Raw genomic sequence first — 26,431 nt, 5'->3', positions numbered from 1 at the left:
TCCGGGTGTGAAGGGACTTCTCATGCTGGAAATGGACTCTCCACCTTTGTTAGAATGGAATTGTTCTGCTCGTGATTCGTGTGCTTGATTTGCCCGTGGCATAGTGCTGCGGGCCCCAAGCTGACACCGACAAACTTGCTGGAAAAGGGGAAATGAACATGACACTCGGCGAAATTCGTCAAGAGTTGAACAATACAGCCAAGCGATTGGTGGACATCAGGGGGTCTCTTTGACCTCGATCAGAAGAAATCCCGCATTGCTCAACTGGAAGAGCAGATGAGCGCACCCACCTTTTGGGATGATCAACAGGCTGCCCAAAAGGTGATCGATGAAAACAACCGCCTAAAAGAGACGGTCCAGTCCATGGAGGAATTGGAAGGGATCGTGGAGGAGCTTCAGGTGATGCTGGAGCTGGCCGCGGAAGAGGATGATGAATCCCTGCTGGCTGAGGCGGAAGAAACGCTGGCGGATCTTCGGAAAAAACTGGATGCCTTTGAGCTCAGCTTGCTTTTGAGTGAGCCCTACGATAAAAACAACGCGATCCTCGAGCTTCACCCCGGTGCCGGTGGGACCGAATCCCAAGATTGGGCATCCATTCTGCTGCGCATGTATACCCGGTGGGCGGAGAAAAAAGGGTACAAGGTGGAAACCTTGGATTACCTGCCTGGGGAGGAAGCCGGGGTCAAAAGTGTCACCCTGTTGATCAAGGGGCACAACGCCTACGGTTATCTGAAAGCGGAAAAAGGTGTGCACCGTCTGGTGCGGATCTCGCCCTTCGATGCTTCCGGCCGCCGCCACACTTCTTTTGTTTCCGCCAATGTGATGCCGGAGATTGAGGATGATGTGGATATTGAGATTCGGCCGGAAGATCTCAAGATTGACACTTACCGCTCCAGCGGTGCCGGCGGGCAGCACGTCAACACGACCGACTCTGCCGTAAGGATCACCCACTTACCCACCAATATCGTGGTGACCTGTCAATCGGAGCGTTCCCAGATCAAAAACCGGGAACGGGCGATGAAAATCCTGAAAGCCCGTCTATTGGAGCGCCGGTTGGAAGAAAAACAAAAAGAGCTGAACGAAATCAAAGGGGAGCAGACGGAAATCGGTTGGGGAAACCAAATCCGGTCCTACGTTTTCCACCCATACAGCCTGGTGAAAGATCACCGGACCCAAGTGGAAGTAGGGAACACCCAGGCCGTGGTGGACGGCGATCTGGATGTCTTTATCGAGGCCTACCTCCGCCAACAAGTGAACAAGAAGAATCAGAGCGAATGAGCAAAACCGCTTCCGCCAAACAAGGCGGAAGCAGTTTTATGTGGATCTTGTTAACGTAGTGATTCGCGACGGATACCGATACAATAATTGTAGCAAATTTCGCAAATATGGACGTTAATCAAGCGGACCAAAATGATGGGGAAAGAGAAAGGGGAGAGAGAGGGTGTGTCGAATATGCCATAATTTATACTATAATTGATTGAAAGGGAAATACGGAAGTTTATTTTTACAGGAGGATGGACCGATGAAGATCCTTTCCATCGAACCGACACCCAGCCCCAACTCGATGAAAGTAACCGTGGATGAGACGGCTAGCAAAGGGCGCACGTATACCCGTGAGAACCAGGAGGAAGCCCCCGGTATTATCCGGCGGTTGTTGTCGATCCAGGGGGTAAAAAGCGTCTTCCGTGTTGCCGATTTTCTGGCTGTAGAACGGAATCCGCGGGTGGATTGGCAACCGATACTGGCCCAAGTCCGGGAAGTTTTCGGAGAAGAGACACCATCTGCTGATCAAGAAAAGTCTTCCCCGGAAACGAAAGAAGCCTTTGGGGAAGTGAAAGTGTTTTTACAAACATTTCGTGGCTTGCCCATCCAGATCAAACTGGTTGTCGGCGATGAGGAAAAACGGATCGCTTTGCCGGACCGTTTTGCCGAAGCGGTCATGAAGGCGCAAACGGCTTCCCCCAACATGGTGATGGAAAGAAAGTGGGAAGACCGGGGATTGCGCTACGGGGATGTGGAACAGGTAGGGAAAGAGTCGGTGGAAGAGATCACTGCCGCTTACGATGATGAACGGCTGAAGGAATTGGTTCAGCAGGCGTTGGAGCAGGGAGCGGAACCGGTGTCTGCAACACGGCGTGTCCGTGTGACGCCGGAAATGATGGCCGATCCGGATTGGCGCAACCGCTATGCAGCTTTGGAACAAATGAATCCTACGCTGGAGGATCTGCCGGTGTTGCGGCAGGCGTTGGAGGATGAGAAAGCAGCGATTCGCCGCTTGGCAGTTGCCTATCTGGGTGGACTGGAAGATCCGGTGGTACTGCCCGACTTGTACAAAGCCTTGAAAGATCCTTCTGTCACCGTGCGGCGCACAGCAGGAGACTGCTTGTCGGATTTGGGCGATCCAAGGGCCATTCCCGCCATGGTCGAGGCATTGAAAGACTCCAGCAAGCTGGTGCGCTGGCGGGCGGCGATGTTTTTATATGAGGCGGGAGATGAGTCGGCTTTGCCTGCGCTGCGGGAAGCCGTGAATGATCCGGAATTCGAGGTGCGGATGCAGGTGATGATGGCCCTGAAACGAATCGAGAAGGGAGAAGAAGCAGGCGGCTCTGTCTGGCAGCAGATGACCCGGCGTAATGAGGAGCGGCCATGAAGCGGAGATTTCCCTCAAGTCACTTATAGCTTCATTCTATGTGCATATTTTTCTTTTAAAAGGGCAAGTGAAAGGGGAACCCTCTCTTTTTGTCGAATGAATAGGGTATGAGCTGTTGCTTATTTGCGATTGTGGATAGGAGAAACCCTGATCAAAGATATGGAGAGGTGACCCTGATGGAATGGAAGAACATCTCCTTGGAAAACGGGGACGGCTGGGCGCTGCTCACGATTCAGCGTCCCCAGGTGATGAATGCCCTCAATCGGGAAACGCTCGATGAACTGGAACAAGCTCTGGATCGGGTGGAGCAAAATGAAGAGGTTCGCGTTCTGGTTTTGACGGGAGCAGGAGAAAAAGCTTTTGTTGCAGGAGCCGACATTAAGGAATTGCGTCGGCTGGAATCGGCAACGGAGGCGGAAACCCTGGCCTGCAGGGGGCAGGCGCTTTTTTCCCGACTGGAGGAATTGGACAAACCCGTGATCATGGCTATTAACGGGTATGCCTTGGGAGGAGGCTGCGAATTGGCCATGAGCGGGGACATCCTGTTGGCATCGGAAAATGCCCGCTTTGGTCAGCCGGAAGTCAACCTGGGTATATTGCCTGGGTATGGCGGTACCCAACGGATGGCTCGCCTGTTGGGAAAAACGACGGCCAAGCACCTGTGTCTGACCGGGGAAATGATCGATGCAAAAGAGGCGCTGCGTTTGGGATTAGTGCAAAAAGTGGTGCCTGCAGAGGAGCTGCTGCCAGAAGCGAAGCGGTTGGCCTCGCTCTTGGCCGGCAAAGCACCGATTGCGATGAAGTATATCAAAAAAGCAGTCAATGAAGGAGCCGAAACGGATTTGCAACGGGGGTTGCGTTTGGAAGCTTCGTATTTTGGGGTTTCTTTTCACACCCAGGATCGCTTGGAAGGAATGGACGCGTTTTTGGAAAAGCGCAAACCGAATTTCCAAGGGAAATAATCGCTGCAGCCGGCTTCACAGTCGGCTGTTTTCTTGTTTTTGGTCTCATGATCCGACATGGAACGGGTTGGGAAAAGAAGTTGTCGTTTCCCGGGAAATAATGACCCCTGCATTCGACGAATGAGCGATCGTGTTTCATTATGACACCCATCACAGGACGACAGATGACAAAGTGTGCGTTTTGTCGTTTTGGCGGAGCTCGATGACGAACCAATAGAACAAAGCAACGTTACTTTTTTGCGGGAGGGATGACAATTGTCAGCAATGGTGTGGGCAGTTTTAGCGCTGGTGATCGTGGGTGTGGCTGTTTTTATGGTATTTCTGTCAAAGAGACGGGGCCGTGAAGTGGAAGAGTTGGAGAGGGTGTTTCAGGAACGGCATCATGCCCGGGGTAAAAGTGAAGAAGAACAGTATATTTCCCGGGAGCATATTCAAAAGCGCAAAGGGAACAAGGGGCGCATGGCGTTTACCAAAGAGGGGGACGAGGCAAAGAAAAGCCCGAGTGCAAGCGCGCCAAAAGAGGAGAACGATAGCGGCGAAAAGCCCAACGGTTATACACCTTCGTGGAAACGGGAAGAGAAAAAAGAGGATGAGTCCGGCGAAAAGATGACAGGTTCCTTCCGACATCCTTCATCGAAACCAACGGAAGCGGACCAAGGGCAGGAATATGACAAAGGTTCGTCGCCATTGTCTGAGGAACCTGAGGGGGAAACAAAAGCCTCTTCAGAATCGAAAGAACGACTCTCCCGCACCAATCGCATGAAATCGATGGGAAGCAAATCAGACGAAAAGAAAAGCGGCGGCCTGTTGGCTTCCCTGAAACCCGACAAAGGGGACGGCACTCAAGAGTCGGAGCCGACCCCCTCGGAAAAGCCCCGCCGCGTGCCGGTTGCTGAAGCGACAGAGTCCTGGAGCCTGCCGCCGCGGGGACAGAAAAAGAAAAGTTCCGGAGATAAGTAGGTTGGAGTGGTTGCAACGTATCGATTTCCGGAGTGTCGCGTCTCAGATGTCCAAAGATGCGCCTTCGAATAGTCAACCTTTTTTCATGGCAACCTAACCATGATTTTCTGTATGATAGGGTGGACAGCTTGTGGAGCAGGAAGGGAGGAGAAGAATTGGGCCGCAATCATTGGAAATGGTTGGTGACAGGTGTTGTTTCAATTGCTCTGTTGGCGGGATGTTCCCAGGGAGGTCAACAGTCTCAGGGGCCTTCTGCAGGTGAAGGAGATCCTCAAACGCTTTATAACAACAATTGTGCCAGTTGTCACGGACAAAATATGGAGGGGAGTATGGGGCCCAGCTTGAAACAGATCGGTGCCAAATATTCCGCCAAGGATATTGAGGCCATCATCCAAAATGGTCAAGGGCAGATGCCCGCACAAAACCAGGTATCGGACAAGGATCGAGCCAAACTGGCCAAGTGGTTGGCCAAGCATAAATAAGGAGCTGCAAAAATCGCAGCTTCTTTTTTTGTCTTTTTTTATGCGATGGATTGAATAAATATAAAATAATATGTATAATAATACGCAATCGGATTTCCGAAACGGGAGAGGAGAGAGATGAAAGCCATCATTATTGGAGCTACAGGGTATGGCAGCGCAGAATTGATTCGCTTGCTCTATCAACATCCCCATGCGGAGATCGGTGGATTGATTTCATCTTCCCAGGCGGGTGGAGAGCTGAAGGAAGTCTTTCCGCACTTGTCTCATTTGACTTTTACGTTGGAAGAGATGGATCCGGATCGGATTGCTGATATGGGGGAAGTTGTCTTTTTTGCCGCTCCTGCGGGGGTGAGCAGTGAATGGCTGCCCCGTTTGGCGGAGAAAGGGTTGACCTGCATCGATTTGGCGGGCGACTTCCGGTTGGAGCCGCAAGCCTATGCAGAGTGGTACGGAAAAACACCGCCACCATCTCCTTGGTTGGAACAAGCGGTGTATGGATTGAGTGAATGGCGGCGGCAGGAGATTGCCCGAGCCGATGTGATCGCCAACCCCGGGTGCTATCCGACTGCCGCATTGCTGGTCTTGATCCCCTTGCTGCGCTCGGGGGCAGTGGATACGGAAACGATCGTGATCGATGCCAAATCGGGTGTATCGGGTGCCGGGCGAGGGATGAAGCTGACAACACTGTTCTGTGAAGTGAACGAAAACCTCTCCCTTTATAAGGTGGGAACGCATCAACATACACCGGAGATTGAGCAACATGCGGCAGCCCTCTCCGGGCGGTCTCCCCGTGTGATGTTTACACCGCAATTGGTTCCGATGAACCGGGGGATCCTGGTAACCGTGTATGCCAGAGGGGTGGAAGGATGGAATCAAGAGCGGCTGACGGAAACCTTCCAGGAAGCTTATGAAGATGCCCCCTTTGTACGAATAAAAGAGCCGGGCAGTTGGCCCCGAACCAAAGACGTGCAAGGGAGCAATTTTTGTGATGTCGGTGTGTATTGGGACGATCGGACAGATACGGTAGTGGGAATGGCGGTAATCGATAATTTGATGAAAGGGGCCGCAGGGCAAGCGGTGCAAAACTTGAACTTGCGCATGGCCTGGCCGGAAACCGCCGGGCTGACAGGAACGCCGCTGTATCCATAAGAGTCGATGGGTCAAGAGGGATGACGATAGAGGACCTGAGTCGTACGGATCGATCCTTGCCGATAGCCGGGTAAATACAGAGAGAGGGAAGGGAGACAACCGATGCAACCGATGGGAACGGCTCAACCGTTAGGGGCGGAAAACGACTTGTATCAAACGGCAGCGACTCCGGATATTACTTCTCCCAAGGGGTTTACCGCAGGAGGTGTCCACTGCGGGATCAAACGCAAACGGAAGGACTTGGGGATTATCTTATGTGATGTTCCCGCTTCGGCGGCTGCCGTTTATACCACGAATGTTTTCCAAGCCCCGCCGTTGAAAGTGACACAGCAAAGTTTGGCGGTGGAAGGCAAACTGCAGGCTTTCCTATGCAACAGCGGAAACGCCAACGCATGTACAGGGGAGCAGGGACTGCTGGATGCTTTTCGGATGCGGGCGGAAACAGCGGCCTGTTTTGGGTTGGAAGAGCACCGGGTGGGAGTGGTATCCACGGGAGTCATCGGTGAATTGTTGCCGATGGACCGGATTTCCCAAGGGATATCCCATCTGGCGATCCAGACCGGAAAAGAGGGCCATGAAGATTTTTGCCGCTCCATCCTGACCACGGATACATGCATCAAAGCGGCAGAGGTATCCGTGGTGATCGACGGAAAGACCGTCCGGATTGCCGGGGCAGCCAAGGGATCCGGCATGATTCACCCCCATATGGCTACCATGTTGGCTTTTGTGACGACGGATGCCGTGATCGAGCCGCCGGTATTGCAGCAACTGTTGCGGGAGGTGACGGATGAAACCTACAACATGATCACCGTGGACGGGGATTGCAGCACCAACGACATGGTCGTCTCCATGGCCAGCGGACTGGCGGGTCACGCTCCGTTGACGCCAGAACACCCGGATTGGGCGGCATTTCGGGCCGGGTTTGCCCATGTGTCTCGCGAGCTGGCCAAAATGATCGCCCGGGATGGGGAAGGGGCGACCAAATTGGTGGAAGTGAAGGTGACCGGAGCTCCCGATGTGGTTACAGCCAAGCAGGCAGCCAAAGCCGTGGTCGGTTCCAGCCTGGTCAAAACGGCTGTGTTCGGTGCAGATACCAACTGGGGCCGGATCTTTTGCGCGTTGGGTTACAGTTCACCGCTGATCGATCCCGAGCACGTCGACCTTGCCGTCGGCCCGGTCCAGCTGGTCAAAGACAGCCAGAGTACCGGCGTAGATGAAGCTTTGGCCCGCCGTTATCTCGAGGAGGAGCATGTGCGGTTCCATGTTCACTTGAATCAGGGAGAGGCGGAAGCGACCGCATGGGGGTGTGATTTGACCTATGATTACGTCCAAATCAATGCATCCTACCGGACATAAAGCCCCGTCGCCATCGTCCGTCGTCGTTATCAAAGTAGGCGGCAGTGTGCTGGAGAAGCTCTCCGATACCTTTTTTCAGGAGTGTGTCCAGTTGTTGAACGTGGGCTGGTCCCCTGTCATCGTTCACGGCGGCGGCCCGGAAATCAATCGATTGCAGCAATGGGCGGGGGTGGAGCCGAAGTTTGTCGACGGTTTGCGCGTCACCGACGATGAGACGTTGGAATGGGTCGAAATGGTGCTGGCGGGTCGGATCAACAAGAAATTGGTCACTCTCCTGGAACAGGCAGGTGCGTCTGCAGTCGGTTTAAGCGGGGTGGATCGGGGGATGATTCGCGTGCGTCCTGCCGATGCCCGCCTCGGATGGGTCGGGGAAGTGACCCGGGTAGACCCGGAGCCGCTCCGCTTTCTCTTATCAATGGGCTGGATTCCCGTGGTGGGCTCCCTGGGAGTGGACGAAAAAGGGCAGCATTACAACGTTAACGCCGATACAGCGGCGGGAGCGGTGGCGGAAGCTCTCGGGGCGGAAAAAATGGTGATGGTGACGGATGTTTCGGGCATTCGACGGAATCGGAACGGTGCCGAGGAGTGGCTTTCCTGCCTCACGACAAAGGAGATCGACGACCTGATCCGCAGCGGGGATATCCACGGCGGCATGATTCCCAAGGTAAAAGCGGCGATGTCCGGACTGGGTGGATCGGTACGGGAAGTCATCATCACGTCGGGAACGGTGCCGGATTGCCTGAATGCCGTCTGGCAGCCGGATGGCGTCGGCACAGTGATCGTGAAGGAGGATGAGAGACATGGCACTCTTTCCCACCTATCTTCGTAACGGTATTCGTCCCCTACGCGGCAAGGGGGCTTGGCTGGAGGATGAACAAGGCCATGCGTATCTCGATTTTACCTCGGGCTTGGGCGTGACCAATCTGGGCCACGGCCATCCCCGGGTGCAGCAAGCGGTAGAGGAACAAGTGAGCCGATTATGGCACGTGTCCAATCTGTTTGAGGCACCCTGGCAGGAACAAGCGGCCCAGCTGTTGCAACATGCCGGCGGGCTGGAGCGGGTCTTTTTCTGCAACAGCGGAGCAGAAGCCAATGAAGCTGCCATCAAGCTCGCCCGGCGTCGTGCCCATCAACAAGGAATTGGCCAACCGGAAATCATCACCTTTACTTCTTCCTTTCACGGCAGGACGTTGGCGACTTTGACGGCCACGGGGCAGGAAAAAGTGAAAACGGATTGCGGCCCATATCCAGCGGGTTTTATATCGGTTCCCTTCAACGATCTCGCTGCTTTGGAGGCGGCGGTGAATGACCAGACCGCCGGCGTGATGCTGGAACTGGTGCAAGGAGAAGGGGGGCTGATCCCGGCGGAACCGGCTTTTGTGCAAGGGGTGGAGAAGCTGTGTCGGGAGAAAAACCTGCTGTTCATGGTCGATGAGGTGCAGACGGGGATCGGCCGCACCGGGCATCTGTTTGCCTATCAGGGATACGGCGTGAAACCGGATGTGGTCACGTTGGCCAAAGGACTGGGCAACGGTCTGCCGATCGGGGCCATGATGGGCAAAGAGGAGCTAGCGGAGTATTTCGGCCCCGGAAGCCATGCCAGTACCTTCGGAGGAAATCCGGTGTCCCTGGCGGCAGCGGCTGCCGTGCTGACGGAGATGAAAGAAGCCGATTGGCCCCGGTGGGCGGGATCCCTGGGGAAATGGATCAAAGAGCGTCTGCAGGAAGAACTGAGGGATCACCCCTGGGTGAAGGAGATTCGGGGGATGGGCTTGATGATCGGCGTTCAATTGGACCGTCCGGTGGCGGACTGGATAGTGAAGTCCCGGGAAAAAGGGTTGTTGGTACTGCAAGCGGGACCGGAAGTGCTTCGTTTGCTGCCGCCATTGATCATCAGGGAAAAGGAAGCAGAACAGGCAGTGGACATTTTGGTCAACGGTCTATGGGAGTTGCAGGAGGTGTCGTTGGATGAAAGCGTATCTGGTGTTTGAAGACGGAGAGGTGTTTCCGGGAGAGTGGATCGGTTCCCCCCGGGAAGTACCGGGAGAAGTCGTCTTTACCACCGGAATGACCGGTTATCAGGAGGTGGTGAGTGATCCTTCCTATGCAGGGCAAATCGTCACTTTTACCTATCCGTTGATCGGCAATTACAGTACAGTGCCCGGCGAGGAAGAGAGCGATGCTCCCCAATGTGCCGGGGTGGTGATGAGCGAGCTGTTTGAAGGGGATCCCCATCTGAAAACGTGGCTGGACCGGCACGGGGTTCCCGGCATTACCGGGGTGGACACTCGGTCCGTGGTGAAAAAAGTACGCACACAAGGAGCGGTACGAGGGGTGATTCGCTCGGTCCCCGAGCCGTGGTCAGCCGAGTGGCCGGATCCCCTGTCGCTGGAATGGGTACACCGCGTATCGGTGAAGGAGCCGGTCACTTATCAGGGGAAGAGCCCGGAGGCCCTTCACGTTGTGCTGGTGGATTTCGGGTATAAGAAGTCGATTCGGGAAGCATTGCTGGAAGCAGGCTGCCGGGTGACCGTTGTTCCGTACACGACGGATCCGGCAACATTGGCCGAGATGAAACCCGACGGCCTCCTGCTTTCCAACGGACCGGGGGACCCGAAGGCCTTGCTTCCCTTTTTGTCCGGTTGGCAGTCGCTGATCGGACAGATCCCCACCATGGGCATTTGTCTCGGCCACCAACTGTTGGCGTTGGCGCTCGGAGGCGATACCGAACGCTTACCCTTCGGTCATCGGGGCAGCAATCACCCGGTGAAGGAATTGACCACGGGCCGGGTGATGATCACTTCTCAAAACCACGGATATGCGGTCAAAGCCGATTCTCTCAACCCGAAAGAGTGGCAGATTACGCATAAAAATATAAACGACGGCTCCGTAGAGGGGATTATGCACCGGAATCTCCCGGTGACTGCCGTTCAGTTTCATCCCGAGGCCCATCCGGGTCCCTCTGATGCAGCGTTTTTGTTCGAACGGTTTGTGAAGCAAATGACGGAAGCAAAGGAGGTGGTGATGCATGGCTAAACAGTTGAAAAGTGTGCTGGTGATCGGATCGGGGCCGATCGTGATCGGTCAGGCGGCAGAATTTGACTACGCAGGGACGCAAGCTTGTCTGGCGTTGCGGGAGGAAGGTATCCGGGTCATCCTCGTCAACAACAACCCGGCGACGATCATGACGGATGAAGAAGTGGCCGACGTCGTCTATATGGAACCGCTGATCGCCGAAGTGCTGGAACGGGTGATCGAGAAAGAGCGCCCCGACGGGCTTTTGGCGACGATGGGCGGCCAAACGGGACTCAACTTGGCGGTGGAATTGTCCGAGCGAGGCGTACTGGAGCGTTTTGGTGTCACCTTGTTGGGCACTCCCATCGATACCATTCAGCGGGGGGAAGACCGGGAAGCCTTTAAGCAAATGATGGAGGAAATCGGCGAGCCGGTACCCTGGGGAAAAACGGTCTCCACTGTAGAAGAAGCCCTGGCTTTTGCCGAGGAAATCGGCTATCCCGTGGTTGTGCGTCCGGCCTACACCCTGGGCGGTTTTGGCGGCGGCACAGCGGAAACAGAGGCGGAACTGCGCCGGATCGCCCGGCAAGGGCTGACAGCCAGCCCCATCCGTCAGGTGCTGGTGGAACAAAGTATTCTCGGATGGAAAGAGCTGGAGTATGAAATGATGCGGGATGCGGCGGATACCTGTATCGCTGTCTGCAACATGGAAAACATCGATCCTGTCGGTACCCATACCGGCGACAGCATCGTCACCGCTCCTTCCCAGACACTCACCGATCGAATTCATCAAAAGCTGCGTACGACGGCTTGCAAAGTGATTCGCGCACTGCAGGTGGTTGGCGGATGCAACATCCAGTTTGCCGTGCATCCCGAAACCGGGGAGTACGTCATTATTGAAGTCAACCCCCGGGTGAGCCGCTCCAGTGCACTGGCCTCCAAGGCTACGGGCTATCCCATCGCCCGGATCGCGGCCAAACTGTCCATCGGATACACCTTGGACGAATGCCTCAACCCGGTGACGGGCCATACCTATGCCAGCTTTGAACCGGCGCTGGACTACGTGGTGGTGAAAATTCCGCGCTGGCCCTTTGACAAGTTTCCCTACGGAGATCGAAAGCTGGGCACCCGGATGAAAGCGACGGGTGAGGTGATGGCTCTCGGGCGCAACTTGGAGACGGCTTTGTACAAAGCGATCCGCTCCCTGGATACGGGAGTGTTCACCTTGGTTCAACCCAAAGACAGCCACCTCTCCGATTCGGAGTTGGAGGAACGGTTGTCCCGGCCCGATGATCGCCGCCTGTTTGCATTGGGGGAAGCTTTCCGGCGGGGGTGGAGCCTGGAGAAAGTGCAGTTGTTGACGGGAATTTCCCTCTATTATCTGCAAAAGATTAAAGGCATGGCCGCTTTGGAATCGGAACTGGCGAAGTGGACATGGGACACCGTGCCGGAAACCCTGCTCCATCAGGCCAAACAAAAAGGAGTGGCCGATGCCGCACTGGCCCGGATCTACGGGATCCTGGAAGCGGATGTGCGGAAGCGTTGGGAAGAGAAAGGATGGGCTCCTTCCTATAAATGGGTGGATACCTGCGCCGGAGAGTTTGAGGCGGATACGCCGTACTATTACTCCTCTTGGCAGGGGCGGGATGAAGTCCATGCAACGACAGAAGAACGCAAGGTGTTGGTGGTAGGTTCCGGTCCGATCCGGATCGGACAGGGGATCGAATTTGACTATTGCTCGGTTCATGCCGCCAAAGCATTGAAAAAGCAAGGGGTACACTCTGTGGTGGTCAATAACAACCCCGAAACTGTCAGCACCGACTATGCCACCGCCGACCGTCTCTACTTCGAGCCTTTAACGGTGGAAGACGTATCGGCTGTTGCCCGGAAGGAACAGGTGGACGGCATCATTGTCCAGTACGGCGGGCAAACGGGGGTGCGCTTGCTCAAAGGATTGGAGGAAGCGGGGCTGCCCATTTTGGGAACTTCCGCCGATACCGTGGATCAAGTGGAGGATCGGGAGCGTTTTTATGCGTTGCTGCAAGAACTGGACATCCCGCACATTCCGGGCAAAACGGCCATGAACGAACAGGAAGCGCTGCAGGCAGCGGAAGCATTGGGCTATCCCGTGCTGATCCGCCCTTCTTATGTGATCGGGGGACAAGGGATGCAAGTGGTGTATCATGCGGAGCAGCTGCGGGAAGTAATGGCCGCGTTCAATGATCATCCTCTGGGAGACGAAGTGTTTCCGCTTTTGCTGGACCGCTTTGTGGAAGGAACGGAAGTGGAAGTGGATGTCGTGACAGATGGGGTCGATATGGTAATCCCGTTGCTGATGCAACATATTGAGCGGGCGGGTGTCCATTCGGGAGACAGCTTGTCGATCCTGGGTGTTCCGGATCTGTCGCCATCCGAAAAGGAAACGCTGGCGGAGTACACGAAGCGAATTACCGGGGCCTTGGGGCACAGGGGAATCTTGAACATCCAGTTTGTGCTGGCCGAGGGTAAGGTGTATGTACTGGAGGTGAACCCTCGGGCATCCCGGACCGTGCCCATTATCAGCAAAGTGGCCGGGGTTCCGATGATTGAATGGGCGACCCGGGTCCAATTGGGTGAATCCCTCGCCTCCTTTGCTCCTGTGGGCCTGCTGGCTGAGACTGCCCGGTTCGCCGTCAAAGCCCCTGTCTTCTCCTCTCCCAAATTGCCGGGTGTCGACCCTGCCGTGGGACCGGAGATGAAATCGACCGGCGAAGTACTGGGATTGGGAGAATTGCTGGAAGAAGCCGTGGCCAAGGTGCTTCCATGGGCGGCTGGGGGTCCGCTTCCTCCTTTGGAACAGGGGACATCCGTGCTGTTTTCGGTTTCCGATGCGAAGAAAGAGGAATTGGCGGATTGGATTCCGGCATTGGCGAAGAATAAAGTCCGGCTATATGCAACACCGGGCACTGCTCGGGTGATTCGGGAAGCAACCGGAGCGCCCGTCGAGGTATTGACACCTGAAAACTGGACGACCTGGTTTCAGCAGGATATACCCAAGCTGGTGGTCAACATTCCCACCAAGGGCGGGGATATCCGGCGGGATGGGTACGCATTGCGGCAAGCCTGTCTGGATTGGCAGGTTCCCTGTTTCACCTCTCTGGATACGTTTCAGTGGATGATCCGTACGGAAGCATGGCGGGGGAAGAAAACTTTCTCGATTGCACCCTTAACGACACAACCAGAAAAGGAGGCGGTGACGCTGTGAGCGCCGAAACATTGGAAATCAAAGCGAACAGCAATGGGCTGAAAGCCGGCCACTGTCTGACTCTGGCGGACTTTTCCCCGCAGGAGATCGAATCGATACTGACGCTGGCCAAGCGGTTGAAGAAAAGTCAGGAAGAAGGGACACCCGAGCGCTTGCTGGAAGGGAAGACCCTGGCGATGATCTTTGATAAACCCTCCACGCGTACCCGGGTCTCCTTTGAAGCGGGCATGGTGCAGCTGGGCGGTGCCGCACTGGTTCTCCATCGCAATGAACTTCAGTTGGGCCGGGGAGAGAGTCTTGCCGATACCGCCCGCATCTTGTCAGGGTACGTGGATGGGGTGCTGATTCGTACCGGCGCCCATGCCATCGTGGAGGAATTGGCAGCACACGCCTCGATTCCGGTGATTAATGGTCTGACTGATGGTCACCACCCCTCCCAGGCATTGTCGGACCTTTTCACCTTGCAGGAGAAGAAAGGGAAGCTGAAAGGCTTGAAGCTGGCTTATGTGGGTGACGGCAATAACATGCTGCACTCCCTGCTCCAAGGAGCGGCAGCAACCGGCATGCATATCGTTGCCTCTGTTCCCGAAGGGTATGAACCGGCAGCGGATGTAGTGGCAGAAGCCCGCCAGCTGGCTCAGGAAACCGGAGCAAAAGTGGAGCTGACTCACAGCCCCAAAGAAGCCGTGACAGAGGCAGATGCCGTCTATACGGATGTTTGGGCCAGTATGGGCCAAGAAGAAGAAAAAGCGAAGCGGGAAAAAGACTTTACCGCATTTCAAGTGGATCAGGCATTGATGGCCCTAGCGAAGCCCGACGCCATTTTCATGCATTGCTTGCCGGCATACCGCGGGTTGGAGGTATCTGCCGAAGTGCTGGACGGCCCGCAATCCATTGTTTTCGAACAGGCGGCCAACCGGCTCCATGCTCAAAAGGCGCTCATGGTCACCTTGATGGGATAAGAGGCGGCAACAAAACCACTCCCTGTATGGGGGAGTGGTTTTGTATTTGGATCGCGTATTACGCCTCCGCTGAATCACGGGGCGTGAGCTTGGGCCCGCCGAGTTATTTAAGACCTGGCGTGTATGATTTTTCAAGAATACTGTCTGTCATACCCCCTCTTCGCCCTTCTGGTTCCCTTCCGCTTTTCTTCCATATAATGTGGCGTTTAATAATCCGCCCAAAAGCAGAATCATCGCCGAGAGATAAAACCAGATCATCAGTACGATGATGCTCCCCAGATTACCGTAGATCAGTGTGTAGTTGGCGAAGCTGACGTACCAGGAGAATCCGAGAGAGATCGCTTGCCAACCCACGGTGGCGAAGACAGCTCCCGGCAAAGCGTGCTTTCCTTTTACGCGGGTGTTGGGGGCGATAATGTACAGGCTGATAAAAACGGCGAACAGAAGCAGGCTGCTGAAGAGCCAGCGGGCGATGTTCCACTGGAGCAAAAAGACTGGAGGCAGTCCCAGCACGATGGCCACCGACCGTCCGATCACACTTCCGAAAACGGGGAAAAGAAGGGAAGTGACCACCCCGAAGATGATTCCGACGGTCAGCAACAACCCGATCCCCAGCTCTCGCAGCCATGGGCGGGGCTTGACCACTTCATAGGCATAATTCAGGGAGCGGACGACGGATTGGACACCCATAAAGGTGAGCCAGATGGTACCCGCCAAACTGATGGACAGGACATGGCCTCTGCGGTTGTTTAAAATGCTGTCCAGATTGGCCCGGATCAGTTCATAAGCGTTGGGAGGCGCATAGGGCTTGATGAGATTGAGTACCGTTTCCGAGGAAACGGGGAAGTATCCAAGCAAGGTAAAGACAACGACGAGAAACGGAAACATCGACATTAGAAAATAGTACGCTTGTTGGGCAGAAACATCATACAGCCGGTTCTCCCAAAATCGGATAAATAACGCTCGGATCACTTTCATCCTATCAAGGCTCCTGTTTAGGGGTTGATCATGGGGGGACATCATCCCCCGCCGGGGACTTCCGGATTTTGTTTTGCGTGTCCTCTTTTCATTGTGGGTTTTTTTATTAAATATAACCCGAGCTGGACGAGGGGACACTTTTATTTTTTGAGGAGGCCGGTATGTGCTTTCTTTGAGAGGGATACCGGCCTAATGTAAGGTTTTATTACATATCGGTTGCGATTTCGGGAGGTTGAACAGCGTTTTTGTTAAGTAAAATAACATAAAATACCGAATGAGACCGGAATAAGAACCGAGAGGGCGATGTAACCGCTTTATTTGTGTTAATTAACTTTACATATTATTTGTGCGGAGACAGAATTGTCTGTATAGTAATACTTAACAAAAGCGAATACGGAAGGGGATGCGGGTGAACGGCAAAAAACTTCCCGGATGGTTTGTGGCCGTAGAAATCCTCATCCTGTTCCTGTTGTTTCTCATGGGAGACGCGATCGTACGTTTGTTGCACTTGCCGGTCCCGCCCGCGCTGTTGGGGATGGGAATCCTCTTCTTCCTGCTGGCGACGGGTATTGTGCAGCCGCATCGATTGGAGGTTTCCAGCCGTTTCTTTGTCCGTCATCTCGTGTTGCTGTTGCTGCCGGCAATCGTTGGAGTCGTCCGGTTGGGATCTGTTTTGGAGAAAGAGGGATGGAAGCTGGGATTTATCCTGGTGATCAGTACGTTAGCGGTTTTGTTATCAACGGCGGGGATCGCCCGCCTGACAAAAAAAGAGGGGGATGAATGATGTCGGTCGGCCAAACCCTGTCACTTTTGGTGTTGACGCTGTTGTCTTATTGGGCGGGCTGTCGACTTCACCGGTGTGTCCCCCATGTGTTGATGAGTCCCGTGTTTACCAGCACCCTGCTGGTAATCGGAGCTCTGTACTTGACCCATACCGATTACCAAACCTATCAGGTGGCCAATCAGCCGCTGTCTTGGCTTCTCGGACCGGCGCAGGTGGCCATGGCACTGCCCCTGTTTAAGGGTTGGACCCTATTGAAGAAACATGTCTCTTCCGTACTGACCGTCGTTTTTGCCGGTACGAGCTCAGGGGTGCTGACGGCTGCCCTGGCGGGAAAGCTCCTTCATCTCAGTTCGGAAACAACCCTTTCCTTAATCCCGAAGTCTGCAACCACACCTATCGCCATGGTAACCTCCCAGTCTCTGGGGGGGACTCCGGAACTGACAGCGATTTTCGCCGTATTGACGGGGATTATCGGGGTGGCGGCAGGTCCTGTCTTTCTCCGATGGATGGGTGTACAAAGCCGCCTGTTGAAGGGGTTGGCCCTCGGTACAGCCGGCCAGATGTTGGGGGCGGCCCGCGCTTCCAAGTGGGGGGATGCCGCTGCTGCGATGGGCATTGTAGGGATGAGTCTGACGGCGATGTTGATCGGCTTGGTTACTCCTTATCTGTTGCCGATTCTTTTATGAACGAAAAAGAGGAGGAATATAACGATGAGAATCAAAAAGACGGTTACCGTTCCCGTCAAGCTGGATATCCGGGAGATTATCCGTTTCGTAGAGATTGCCCGTTCGTTTTCCTGTCACATCATGATCTGCCACGGTAAAAGTACAGTGAACGGAAAAGGGTTGCTGGGGTTGATCTCCTTCTTTTTCGGATTGGAGGAAGGAGAGCGGCTGGTATTGACGGCTGCCGGTCCGGACTCTGAGCAGGCCTTGGAGAAATTAGGAGGTTTCTTTTACACTGTTCCAAAACAGGAAGGGCTGTCTTACGTGGAGGCCTCAAGGTAGAAAAAAGCTTCCAACTTACTGACAATCCCGTTCCGTCCGTAGTAGAATAGGCTCTATATTGCTATTTCGGATGGAGGAACCAGCGATGAACGAAGCAACAGATTTTCAATCCACTTGGGCGGATCGGGGTCGTCTGTTGATCTCTTGTCCGGACCGTCCGGGCATTGTGGCCGCAGTCTCTCGCTTTTTGTACGAGCAAGGGGCTAACATTGTCCAGTCGGACCAGCACACCACCGATCCGGAAGGCGGCCGCTTTTTTATGCGGGTCGAATTTCAGGTGGACCATCTGCCTGACCGGGAACAAGAGCTGAAGCGAGCGTTTCAGCACACGGCGGATACCTTCCAGATGGAATGGCGGATGACGCTGGCTGCGCGGAAGAAGCGGCTGGCTCTCTTTGTATCCAAAGAGGATCATTGTTTGCAGGAACTGTTGTGGCGGTGGCGGATCGGGGAGCTTCACGCGGACATCGCCATGGTGATCAGCAATCATCGGGATTTGGAGCCGGCAGTGGCGCCCTTTGGCATTCCTTATCACCATGTACCGGTGAACAAAGAGACCCGGTTGGAAGCGGAAGTGAAGCATTTGGAGCTGATGAAAGACAAAGTGGATGCCGTGGTGCTGGCCCGATATATGCAGATTATCCCCTCTCGCACCATCCAGGCATATCAAAACCGGATTATCAACATCCACCATTCCTTCCTGCCGGCTTTCGTGGGTGCAAAACCGTATCATCAGGCCCATGAGCGCGGGGTAAAAATTATCGGAGCGACGGCCCACTATGTGACGGAAGAGCTGGACCAAGGCCCCATCATCGAGCAGGATGTGCAGCGCGTCGACCATCGCTGCCGAGTGGAAGACCTGAAACGGATCGGTCGGGATGTGGAACGGTTGGTGTTGGCCAAAGCTGTCAACTGGCATCTGAATGATCAGGTTCTGGTTCATGGAAACAAGACCGTTGTGTTTCGATAACGGAAATGTTTTCCCGGGAATTCGCTGAGAGATGAGCTTTTCGCACAGGGGGTCGGAAGGAAGACACCCTGCGGTGGTTATTGGCCATATCCGAACTAACACAAAGGGCGTGGCTCGGGGGCGGTTTAGGGAGGGTCTTCCTGCCTAGGCCCAAAGACAGCCTGAGTCCTTGCGAAAATGCTACTCTCAGTCGATTGTGGCGAGGGATTGGAAGGCGGTACAATAAGATCAACGAGCCGACAGGCCTTATCCATATATTCATCCCTCGTTTCACCCGAGAGAAAAACCCAAGATAAAAAAACCGTCCGTGACGGTCTCAACTTTCATCCAGACACCGACAAGGTGTCTTTTTTTTATTCAAAGTCATCATCAGCTTCCGTTTCCATCGCTTCCGCCATTCAACCGATTGTAATCAGGAGCGAAACCCGAACAATCCGATGATTTCCATATACGCAAAAAACCATGCATCAAATAAACGTCCAAGCAAGGGATCGTTTTTTTTCTAAATAGGGGGTGGACTTTTTATGCATGGTGACTGTATAATAATTCACAAGGATGAATTTTTATAAAGAGGTGCGTTCAACATGAGCAAAGGGAAAATCGTGCTGGCCTATTCCGGCGGCTTGGATACATCGGTAGCGATTCAATGGTTGAAGGAAAACTACGGATATGATGTAGTGGCGGTCGCTCTGGATGTGGGCGAAGGGAAAGACCTGGATTTCGTGAAGGAAAAGGCGCTCAAAGTAGGAGCCGTGAAATCCCTGGTTGTCGATGCCCGTGAGTGGTTTGCTCAGCATTACCTGATGCCGGCGTTGAAGGCCAACGCCATGTATGAGGGCAAATATCCGCTGGTGTCGGCGCTGTCCCGTCCGTTGATTTCCCAAGTGCTGGTCAAGGTGGCAGAGGAAGAAGGCGCCGTGGCGGTGGCTCACGGGTGCACCGGTAAAGGAAACGACCAGGTGCGCTTTGAGCTGGCAGTCAAAGCACTGAACCCGAACCTGCAAGTAGTGGCTCCGGTTCGGGAGTGGGCCATGTCGCGGGATGAAGAGATCGCCTATGCCAAGCAGCACGGTATTCCTGTGCCGGTGGACCTCGACAATCCCTACAGTATCGATCAAAACCTGTGGGGCAGAAGCTGTGAGTGCGGCGTACTGGAAGATCCGTGGGCAACACCGCCGGCAGGCGCCTACGAGTGGACGGCACCTTTGGCGGATACCCCGGACACGCCCGAGGAAATGGAAATCACCTTTGAAAAAGGCGTGCCGGTAGCAGTGAACGGAGAGAAGATGGAACTGAAGGACCTTATCTCCCACCTGAACCAAGTGGCCGGCAAGCATGGTGTGGGCCGGATTGACCATGTGGAAAACCGTCTGGTCGGGATTAAGTCCCGGGAAGTATATGAGTGTCCGGCGGCCATCACCCTGATCACTGCTCACAAAGAGCTGGAGTTTTTGACCCACATACGGGAAATCTCCCAGTTTAAGCCGGTCATAGAACAGAAGTGGGCGCAGCTGGTGTATGACGGGTTGTGGTTCTCCCCGCTGAAAAAAGCGCTGGATGCTTTTGTGGATCAGACTCAGGAAAAAGTGACGGGAACGGTGCGTGTCACCCTGTTCAAAGGACATTGCACGGTAACGGGAAGAAAGTCCGATTACTCCCTGTACAACGAGAGCTTGGCCACTTACACGCCGGATGACACCTTCAACCATGAATCGGCGGTTGGATTTATCAAGCTGTGGGGATTGCCCACGGAAGTGTACGCTACGGTGAACGGAAGTGAGGAGGACGAACATGAAACTCTGGGGCGGACGTTTTACAAAGCCAACCAACCAACTGGTTGAAGAATATACGGCCTCCATCGGTTTTGACAAAAAGCTGGCGGAAGAAGACATCCGGGGGAGCCTCGCCCATGTACGAATGCTGGGAAAGTGCGGTATTTTACCCATGGAGGATGTTCAGGCGATCGAGAAAGGTTTGCTCATCGTCCGGGAAAGAATCCGTTCCGGGCAAGCGGAGTTCTCCGTAGCCTTGGAAGATATCCATATGAATATCGAGAAGATGCTGACCGACGAGATCGGTCCGGTCGGCGGCAAGCTGCATACCGGACGGAGCCGGAATGATCAGGTATCTATTGATATGCACCTATACGTACGGGCGCATACAGTGGAAATGGTGCAAGGTTTGACCGAGCTGCGACAAGCCCTGGTGGAGAAGGCGGAGGAGCATATTGATACGATTTTGCCGGGGTATACACATCTGCAACGGGCTCAGCCCGTCCGCTTTGCTCATCATCTGCTGGCCTATGTGGATATGTTCGGCCGGGATGTGGAACGGCTCATCGACAGCTACAAGCGGGTGAACACCATGCCCCTCGGTTCCGGGGCCATCGCGGGGACCACGTTCCCCATCGATCGGGAGATGGTGGCGGAGGAACTCGGTTTCGATCGCATGTATGACAACAGTATGGATGCGGTAAGCGATCGGGACTTCCTGGTCGAGTTCCTCAACCATGCTTCTCTCATCATGATGCACTTGTCCCGGTTGTCTGAGGAACTGATTCTGTGGTCCAGTGAAGAGTTCGGCTATATTGAGCTGGATGATGCCTTTTGTACCGGAAGCAGCATGATGCCCCAGAAGAAAAACCCGGATGTTCCCGAGTTGATCCGGGGTAAAACGGGCCGGGTGATGGGCCATTGGGTGGCGCTCATGACTACGCTGAAGGCGCTCCCCCTGACCTATAACAAAGACATGCAGGAGGACAAAGAGGGGGTTTTCGATACGGTGGAAACCCTGACCGGTGCGTTGGCTTTGACGGTTCCGATGATCCGGGAGATGAAGGTGAAGGCGGATGTGATGAAGCGAAATGCCGAGAAGGGATTTACCAATGCGACCGACCTGGCGGACTACTTGGTAACCAAAGGTGTTCCTTTCCGCCAAGCCCATGAAATCGTGGGGCGTCTGGTACTTCATTGTATCGGGGAAGGAAAAGGATTGCTCGACCTCACCCTAGAAGAGCTCCAATCCTTTTCACCCGAGATCGACGTGGACATCTTTGACAAACTTCAGGTGGAAAGTGTTGCCGATGCGCGAAATACCCGCGGCGGCACTTCAAAAAAACAAATTTGTCATGTATTGGACAAGAAAAAAGGAGAAATTAATGAAACCTTCGCCTGGATTAGGTCCGTTAAAGTGTAATGGACCAGACCGGCACTGCCCTGCTCGGCATGGTCTGAGCAGGGTTTCTCTTGTTGTCATTTGTCGACATTCTATGAATCTCTCTGGGAAAATTCCGGGGAGATGATATAATAGAAAAGAACGCTGGCTTAAAAAAGGAAAAATTTGACCAAAGCACTTATTTTTTCGTTCGTTTGCTTTCATTCATCGACTTCTTGTGGAAATCCACACTGGCATACGAAGGTGATATTGTGATCGAAATGCACGATGTCTACAAAGTGTACAAAAACGGTGTAAAAGCCCTGAACGGCATCAATGTCAAGATCGATCAGGGTGAATTTGTTTATGTCGTCGGTCCCAGCGGTGCAGGGAAAAGTACGTTCATCAAGCTGATGTACCGGGAAGAAAAACCGACCCACGGCGTGATCCTTATCAACGGAGTGAACGTCAAACGGGTACGGGACTGGAAAATTCCCTACCTGCGCCGGAATATCGGTGTCGTTTTCCAAGACTATAAACTGTTGCCCAATATGACGGCATATGAAAATGTCGCCTTTGCCATGGAAGCCGTCGAAGCGCCCAAACGGAAGATCAAGCGCCGGGTGCACGAGATGCTGGAGCTGGTCGGCTTGTACGACCGGATGAATGCGTATCCGTCCCAGCTCTCCGGCGGTGAGCAGCAGCGGGTGTCCATCGCACGGGCGATGGTGAACAACCCCAGCTTTCTGATTGCCGACGAGCCTACGGGAAACCTCGACCCCGAAAACTCCTGGGACATCATGTATTTGCTCGAGGAGATCAACTCTCGCGGAACCACCGTCGTAATGGCCACGCACAACAAAGAGATTGTAAACACCATGCGCAAGCGGGTGATCGCCGTCGAACAAGGTGTCATTGTCCGTGACGAGGAGCAGGGGGAGTATGGTTATGAAGATTGATACAATGATTCGTCACACGCGAGAAGCGATCAACAGTTTGAGGCGAAACACGTGGATGGTATTCGCTGCTTGCAGTGCCGTAGCGGTGACGCTTCTGATTTTTGGGATCTTTCTGGTGTTTGCGTTCAATATCAACTACCTCGCATCGGAGTTGGACAAGCAGGTAGCCATCCGGGCATCTGTCAGCGTGTCGGCTACCGATGATGATATTGACCAGCTGAAGGGGCAGCTTGAAAAAGAGCCGGAAGTAAAAAAAGTGACCTTCGTTCCGAAAGAAGAAGGCTTGAAACAGATGAAGGCCCAATGGGGTGATGATGCCCACTTCCTGTCCGGGCTGGAGGAAGACAATCCCCTGCCGGATACCTTCGTCATTGAAGCAAAAAATCCGCAGCAAACGGAACGATTGGCCAAGAAGATCGACCAAAATTACAGGCTTATCGACCATACGGAATATGGTGAAGGGGTGACGGACAAGCTGTTGGGCCTGTCCAGCTGGGTACGTAATATGGTGTTAGTGTTCGGGCTGGGTCTGGCAGCTTTGGCCGCCTTCCTCATCTCCAATACCATCAAGCTGACCATTTTTGCCCGTCGCCGGGAGATCGAGATCATGCGGTTGGTGGGTGCCAGCAACTGGTTTATCCGGTGGCCGTTCTTCATCGAAGGCGGGGTCATCGGGATTTTGGGAGCTATCGTTCCCGTGACGGTCGTGTTGGTCGGATACAACGCCGTTGTGAACATCTTGGAAGCCAACAATGCGTACAGCTTTTTCAAACTGATGGGTATGTGGCCGCTCTCCTTCTACGTGGCGGGTTTGACAACATTGTTAGGCGTGATGATCGGTGTCTGGGGCAGTCTCATATCCATCCGTCGATTCCTGCGTGTATGATGAAACGCCCGATCAGCGGGTGATGACAGGAGGAGGATGGAGTGAAAAGAAAGATCTGGGCGGGGGTAACGGTTCTGTCGCTGTGGATGGCCGGTTTTTCCCCCGCCATCTCTTTTGCCGATGCGTTGGATGATCAGCGGGAGCGGGTGAAGAAAAGGGACAAGGAGATCCAGCGGCTCGAAAAGGAAAAGCAAGCGACGCTGGAAGAGAAGGAAGCCGCTTTTGCCGAATTGAGCCGGATGAAGGGTGAGCTGGAGAAGCTCAACCAAAGTGTGTACGATACTGGGGAAAAATTGAAGCGCAAAAAGGAACAGCTGCTCAACAAGGAGCGGCAGATCCGGCAGCAGCGGATTTTGTTTAACGACCGGATCCGCACATTGTATCAACAGGGTGAAATGTTTTATCTCGATACGTTGTTGCAAGCGGACTCCTTCAGTGATTTCCTGAGTCGGCTGGAGTTTATCCGGCTGATCACGAAGCGGGACAAGATCCTGATACAGAACTATAAAACGGATCAAAAGTTCCTTGCCGAGGAGAAGAAGGAGATCGAAGTCCTTTTGCAAGAAGAGAAGGAAAAGGCGGAAAAGGCAGAAAAGATCCACGCTCGTTTAACCAAAGAGTATGCCGAATATGAAAAGGATTTGTCTGCCTTGAAAGCGAAGCAAAAGGACCTGGAGGCAGCTAACAACGAGGAGAAGCGTCGGATTCGGGATTTTCTGCGTAAACAGGCAGCAGCGGAAGCCCGAAAAGAGAAGGCTTCTGAGGATGTGGATCACGCCGGCGGCAAATTTTATTGGCCGGTCACCGGAGCCAGAATGACCGACGGTTACGGCATGCGCTATCATCCTGTTCGCAAGCAGTACCGGATGCACACAGGGATCGATCTTGCCGGATCGATGGGTACCCCCATCCATGCTGCGGAAGACGGGACCGTGATCGAATCCCGGCCAGCCAAGGGATATGGTTATATCGTGATCATCTCTCACGGGGGCGGACTGGCTACCCTTTATGCACACATGTATCCCCAGGACGTATCGGTGAAAGTGGGGCAAAAGGTATCCCGCGGTCAAACGATTGCGCGGATCGGCAACAACGGCTGGTCTACGGGACCCCATCTTCACGTGGAAGTATTGAAAAACGGCAATCACACCGACCCCATACCGTACTTCAAGTGATCTTGAATAAAAGTTCTGACCATGAAAGGCAGGAGGCCAATGTCCGTTCCCCTCGGGGAGCACATTGGCCTCTGTCCCATTTCCCTTTCTTGTGAAACGGGGAGATCTTTGCTAGAGTGAAAGCGTATAATAACGTTGTCCCTTTTCACATATAAATAAGATCAATGGCTAAATATGATCAATTGCACAAAACGAGACAAATTACCCGTCGGGATTAGACACAAGCGGATCGGTCATCGCGATGGGGCAGACGGACCAAAGGTGGTGTATATATGTATCTGCGCGGAAGAACCGCTGCATTATTAGTCGTGTTGTCCGTCGTGCTGAGCAGTGTGACCACGGCGATGGTGGTAGGAAACGGCGGTCTTTTATCGATCGTGACGGGGTCGTCCCCCTTGTTGACGGGAGCCCTGCCTCCGGCTGAAGACGCACAAGGCCTGGAGGACAACATGGACAAACTGAAACAGGCGTATGCCTTGATCAAAGGACGCTATATCCATGGCGTATCGGATCAGAAGCTGGTGGACGGGGCCATCCATGGAATGGTGGAAGCCTTGGATGACCCTTACTCCGCTTATATGGATAAAAAGACGGCGGAACAGTTCCATTCCACCCTGGAGTCCTCCTTCCAGGGGATCGGTGCAGAAGTCACGCTGAAAAACGGCCGGGTGACCATTGTATCGCCGTTTAAGGACTCTCCGGCGGAAAAAGCCGGGCTTCGCCCCGACGACCAGATCATAAAAGTGAACGGAAAAAGTCTGGAAGGGATGAGCCTGAACGAAGCGGTATCCAAAATCAAAGGACCGAAGGGTTCCAAAGCCCACCTGCAAGTGGTTCGGCCCGGACATGATTCGATTATGAAAATCACGGTGATCCGGGACGAGATCCCGATTGAGACGGTGCGAAGCAAGATGTTGGAGGGGAAAGTTGGCAAGATCGAAATCACCCAGTTCTCCACCGATACCGCCAAAGATTTTGAAAAAGCCCTGAATAAGCTGGAAGACCAAGGGATGAAAGGTCTCGTCATCGACGTTCGGGGGAACCCGGGCGGACTGCTGCCATCGGTCCTAAAAATCTCGGAACAACTGGTGCCCCACAAGAAAACGATCATGATGACGGAAGATAAAGCCGGTAACCGGTTAAAATACCAATCCAAACTGGAAGGCAAAAAGCCGTACCCGATTGTAGTGGTGACAGATAAGGGCAGTGCCAGCGCTTCGGAAATTCTGGCTGCCGCTCTGAAGGAGTCCGGAGGGTATCCGGTCGTGGGGCAGCAAAGCTTCGGAAAAGGAACGGTTCAGACGGCGGAAGACTTCGCCGACGGCAGCAACATCAAGCTGACCATGGCCAAATGGCTGACACCCAAAGGAAACTGGATCCACAAAAAGGGTGTGACGCCGGATGTGAAAGTGAAGCTTCCGGATTATTACAAAGCCACTCCGCCGCAAGCGGAAAAACCCCTGAAAAGGGATATGGCTTCCGATGACGTGCGGAATTTGCAGCTGGTCCTGGATGCTATCGGCTTCCGAACCGACCGGAAAGACGGGTACTTCAGCGCCCAGACGGAAACGGCAGTCAAGGCATTCCAGAAAACGAACAACTTGCCCGTCACCGGCGTAGTGGACAAAAAGACCGCTATGAAGCTGCAGGAGAAATTCCTCTCCACGCTTCGCAAACCGGAAAGCGATCTGCAACTGCGGGTGGCTATCGAGACGCTGAAAAAGAACATGAAGTAATGC

General features: G+C 54.0%; 23 protein-coding genes. 22 read left to right on the top strand and 1 reads right to left on the bottom strand.

The window, feature by feature from the left end:
- The first annotated feature begins 158 nt into the window (after positions 1 to 158).
- From prfB to argF, 12 genes are all read left to right on the top strand, one after another.
- Positions 159 to 1,278 (top strand): peptide chain release factor 2 gene (gene prfB / locus IEW70_RS01115; RefSeq protein WP_188646084.1). Its coding sequence is split into 2 segments (ribosomal slippage): positions 159 to 230 and positions 232 to 1,278, totalling 1,119 coding nucleotides; the frame shifts between segments, so codons are not numbered across the junction.
- Between the two features lie 244 nt (positions 1,279 to 1,522).
- Positions 1,523 to 2,650: a conserved virulence factor C family protein gene (locus tag IEW70_RS01110; protein WP_188646083.1), complete on the top strand. Its 1,128-nt coding sequence runs from the start codon at positions 1,523 to 1,525 to the stop codon at positions 2,648 to 2,650.
- A 176-nt stretch (positions 2,651 to 2,826) separates the two neighbouring features.
- Positions 2,827 to 3,612 carry an enoyl-CoA hydratase-related protein gene (locus tag IEW70_RS01105; protein ID WP_188646082.1) on the top strand — a complete coding sequence of 262 codons (786 nt, stop codon included), beginning with the start codon at positions 2,827 to 2,829 and terminating at the stop codon, positions 3,610 to 3,612.
- 255 nt (positions 3,613 to 3,867) lie between these two features.
- Entirely contained in the window at positions 3,868 to 4,572 is a 705-nt protein-coding gene (locus IEW70_RS01100; protein WP_188646081.1) for a hypothetical protein, read from the top strand.
- 155 nt (positions 4,573 to 4,727) lie between these two features.
- Positions 4,728 to 5,054 carry a c-type cytochrome gene (locus IEW70_RS01095; RefSeq protein WP_229751717.1) on the top strand — a complete coding sequence of 109 codons (327 nt, stop codon included), beginning with the start codon at positions 4,728 to 4,730 and terminating at the stop codon, positions 5,052 to 5,054.
- Between the two features lie 117 nt (positions 5,055 to 5,171).
- Positions 5,172 to 6,203, top strand: coding sequence for an N-acetyl-gamma-glutamyl-phosphate reductase (argC, locus tag IEW70_RS01090; RefSeq protein WP_188646079.1), 1,032 nt, complete (start codon positions 5,172 to 5,174; stop codon positions 6,201 to 6,203).
- A 111-nt stretch (positions 6,204 to 6,314) separates the two neighbouring features.
- Positions 6,315 to 7,559: a bifunctional glutamate N-acetyltransferase/amino-acid acetyltransferase ArgJ gene (argJ, locus tag IEW70_RS01085; protein WP_188646290.1), complete on the top strand. Its 1,245-nt coding sequence runs from the start codon at positions 6,315 to 6,317 to the stop codon at positions 7,557 to 7,559.
- The gene (gene argB, locus IEW70_RS01080) at positions 7,522 to 8,388 is read left to right on the top strand and encodes an acetylglutamate kinase (RefSeq protein ID WP_229751716.1); all 867 of its coding nucleotides are present in this window, start codon (positions 7,522 to 7,524) and stop codon (positions 8,386 to 8,388) included. The genes argJ and argB overlap by 38 nt, the downstream gene beginning before the upstream one ends.
- Positions 8,360 to 9,550 (top strand): acetylornithine transaminase, encoded by a 1,191-nt coding sequence (gene argD / locus IEW70_RS01075; RefSeq protein WP_188646078.1) that lies wholly within the window; start codon positions 8,360 to 8,362, stop codon positions 9,548 to 9,550. The genes argB and argD overlap by 29 nt, the downstream gene beginning before the upstream one ends.
- Positions 9,528 to 10,595: a carbamoyl phosphate synthase small subunit gene (locus tag IEW70_RS01070; RefSeq protein WP_188646077.1), complete on the top strand. Its 1,068-nt coding sequence runs from the start codon at positions 9,528 to 9,530 to the stop codon at positions 10,593 to 10,595. Before argD ends, IEW70_RS01070 begins: the two co-directional genes overlap by 23 nt.
- Positions 10,588 to 13,818: a carbamoyl-phosphate synthase (glutamine-hydrolyzing) large subunit gene (gene carB / locus IEW70_RS01065; RefSeq protein WP_188646076.1), complete on the top strand. Its 3,231-nt coding sequence runs from the start codon at positions 10,588 to 10,590 to the stop codon at positions 13,816 to 13,818. Before IEW70_RS01070 ends, carB begins: the two co-directional genes overlap by 8 nt.
- Entirely contained in the window at positions 13,815 to 14,780 is a 966-nt protein-coding gene (argF, locus tag IEW70_RS01060; RefSeq protein WP_229751715.1) for an ornithine carbamoyltransferase, read from the top strand. Before carB ends, argF begins: the two co-directional genes overlap by 4 nt.
- 147 nt (positions 14,781 to 14,927) lie before the next feature.
- On the opposite strand, the gene IEW70_RS01055 is transcribed toward argF, so the two are convergent.
- The gene (locus IEW70_RS01055) at positions 14,928 to 15,758 is read right to left on the bottom strand and encodes a YihY/virulence factor BrkB family protein (protein ID WP_188646075.1); all 831 of its coding nucleotides are present in this window, start codon (positions 15,756 to 15,758) and stop codon (positions 14,928 to 14,930) included.
- A gap of 409 nt (positions 15,759 to 16,167) precedes the next feature.
- On the opposite strand from IEW70_RS01055, the gene IEW70_RS01050 reads away from it, so the two are divergent.
- From IEW70_RS01050 to IEW70_RS01005, 10 genes are all read left to right on the top strand, one after another.
- Positions 16,168 to 16,542, top strand: coding sequence for a CidA/LrgA family protein (locus IEW70_RS01050; RefSeq protein ID WP_188646074.1), 375 nt, complete (start codon positions 16,168 to 16,170; stop codon positions 16,540 to 16,542).
- Entirely contained in the window at positions 16,542 to 17,228 is a 687-nt protein-coding gene (locus tag IEW70_RS01045) for an LrgB family protein (protein WP_188646073.1), read from the top strand. The genes IEW70_RS01050 and IEW70_RS01045 overlap by 1 nt, the downstream gene beginning before the upstream one ends.
- 24 nt (positions 17,229 to 17,252) lie before the next feature.
- Complete coding sequence (locus tag IEW70_RS01040) at positions 17,253 to 17,549, top strand: HPr family phosphocarrier protein (protein WP_188646072.1); 297 nt, start codon at positions 17,253 to 17,255, stop codon at positions 17,547 to 17,549.
- Between the two features lie 70 nt (positions 17,550 to 17,619).
- Entirely contained in the window at positions 17,620 to 18,519 is a 900-nt protein-coding gene (purU, locus tag IEW70_RS01035) for a formyltetrahydrofolate deformylase (RefSeq protein WP_373285894.1), read from the top strand.
- A gap of 584 nt (positions 18,520 to 19,103) precedes the next feature.
- Positions 19,104 to 20,360 (top strand): argininosuccinate synthase, encoded by a 1,257-nt coding sequence (locus tag IEW70_RS01030; RefSeq protein WP_188646070.1) that lies wholly within the window; start codon positions 19,104 to 19,106, stop codon positions 20,358 to 20,360.
- Entirely contained in the window at positions 20,311 to 21,714 is a 1,404-nt protein-coding gene (gene argH, locus IEW70_RS01025) for an argininosuccinate lyase (RefSeq protein ID WP_188646069.1), read from the top strand. The genes IEW70_RS01030 and argH overlap by 50 nt, the downstream gene beginning before the upstream one ends.
- Before the next feature lie 230 nt (positions 21,715 to 21,944).
- Entirely contained in the window at positions 21,945 to 22,631 is a 687-nt protein-coding gene (ftsE, locus tag IEW70_RS01020; RefSeq protein WP_188646068.1) for a cell division ATP-binding protein FtsE, read from the top strand.
- Entirely contained in the window at positions 22,621 to 23,517 is an 897-nt protein-coding gene (gene ftsX / locus IEW70_RS01015) for a permease-like cell division protein FtsX (protein ID WP_188646067.1), read from the top strand. Before ftsE ends, ftsX begins: the two co-directional genes overlap by 11 nt.
- A 41-nt stretch (positions 23,518 to 23,558) precedes the next feature.
- The gene (locus IEW70_RS01010; protein ID WP_188646066.1) at positions 23,559 to 24,692 is read left to right on the top strand and encodes a murein hydrolase activator EnvC family protein; all 1,134 of its coding nucleotides are present in this window, start codon (positions 23,559 to 23,561) and stop codon (positions 24,690 to 24,692) included.
- Positions 24,693 to 24,964: 272 nt separating this feature from the next.
- Positions 24,965 to 26,428, top strand: coding sequence for a S41 family peptidase (locus tag IEW70_RS01005; RefSeq protein ID WP_188646065.1), 1,464 nt, complete (start codon positions 24,965 to 24,967; stop codon positions 26,426 to 26,428).
- The last annotated feature ends 3 nt before the right edge of the window (positions 26,429 to 26,431 follow it).

The sequence above is a fragment of the Marinithermofilum abyssi genome (genome assembly GCF_014641195.1).
Lineage (GTDB): Bacteria > Bacillota > Bacilli > Thermoactinomycetales > DSM-45169 > Marinithermofilum > Marinithermofilum abyssi.
The sequence above is the reverse complement of the archived record's forward strand: the minus strand, read 5'-3'. Positions and strand labels throughout refer to the sequence as shown.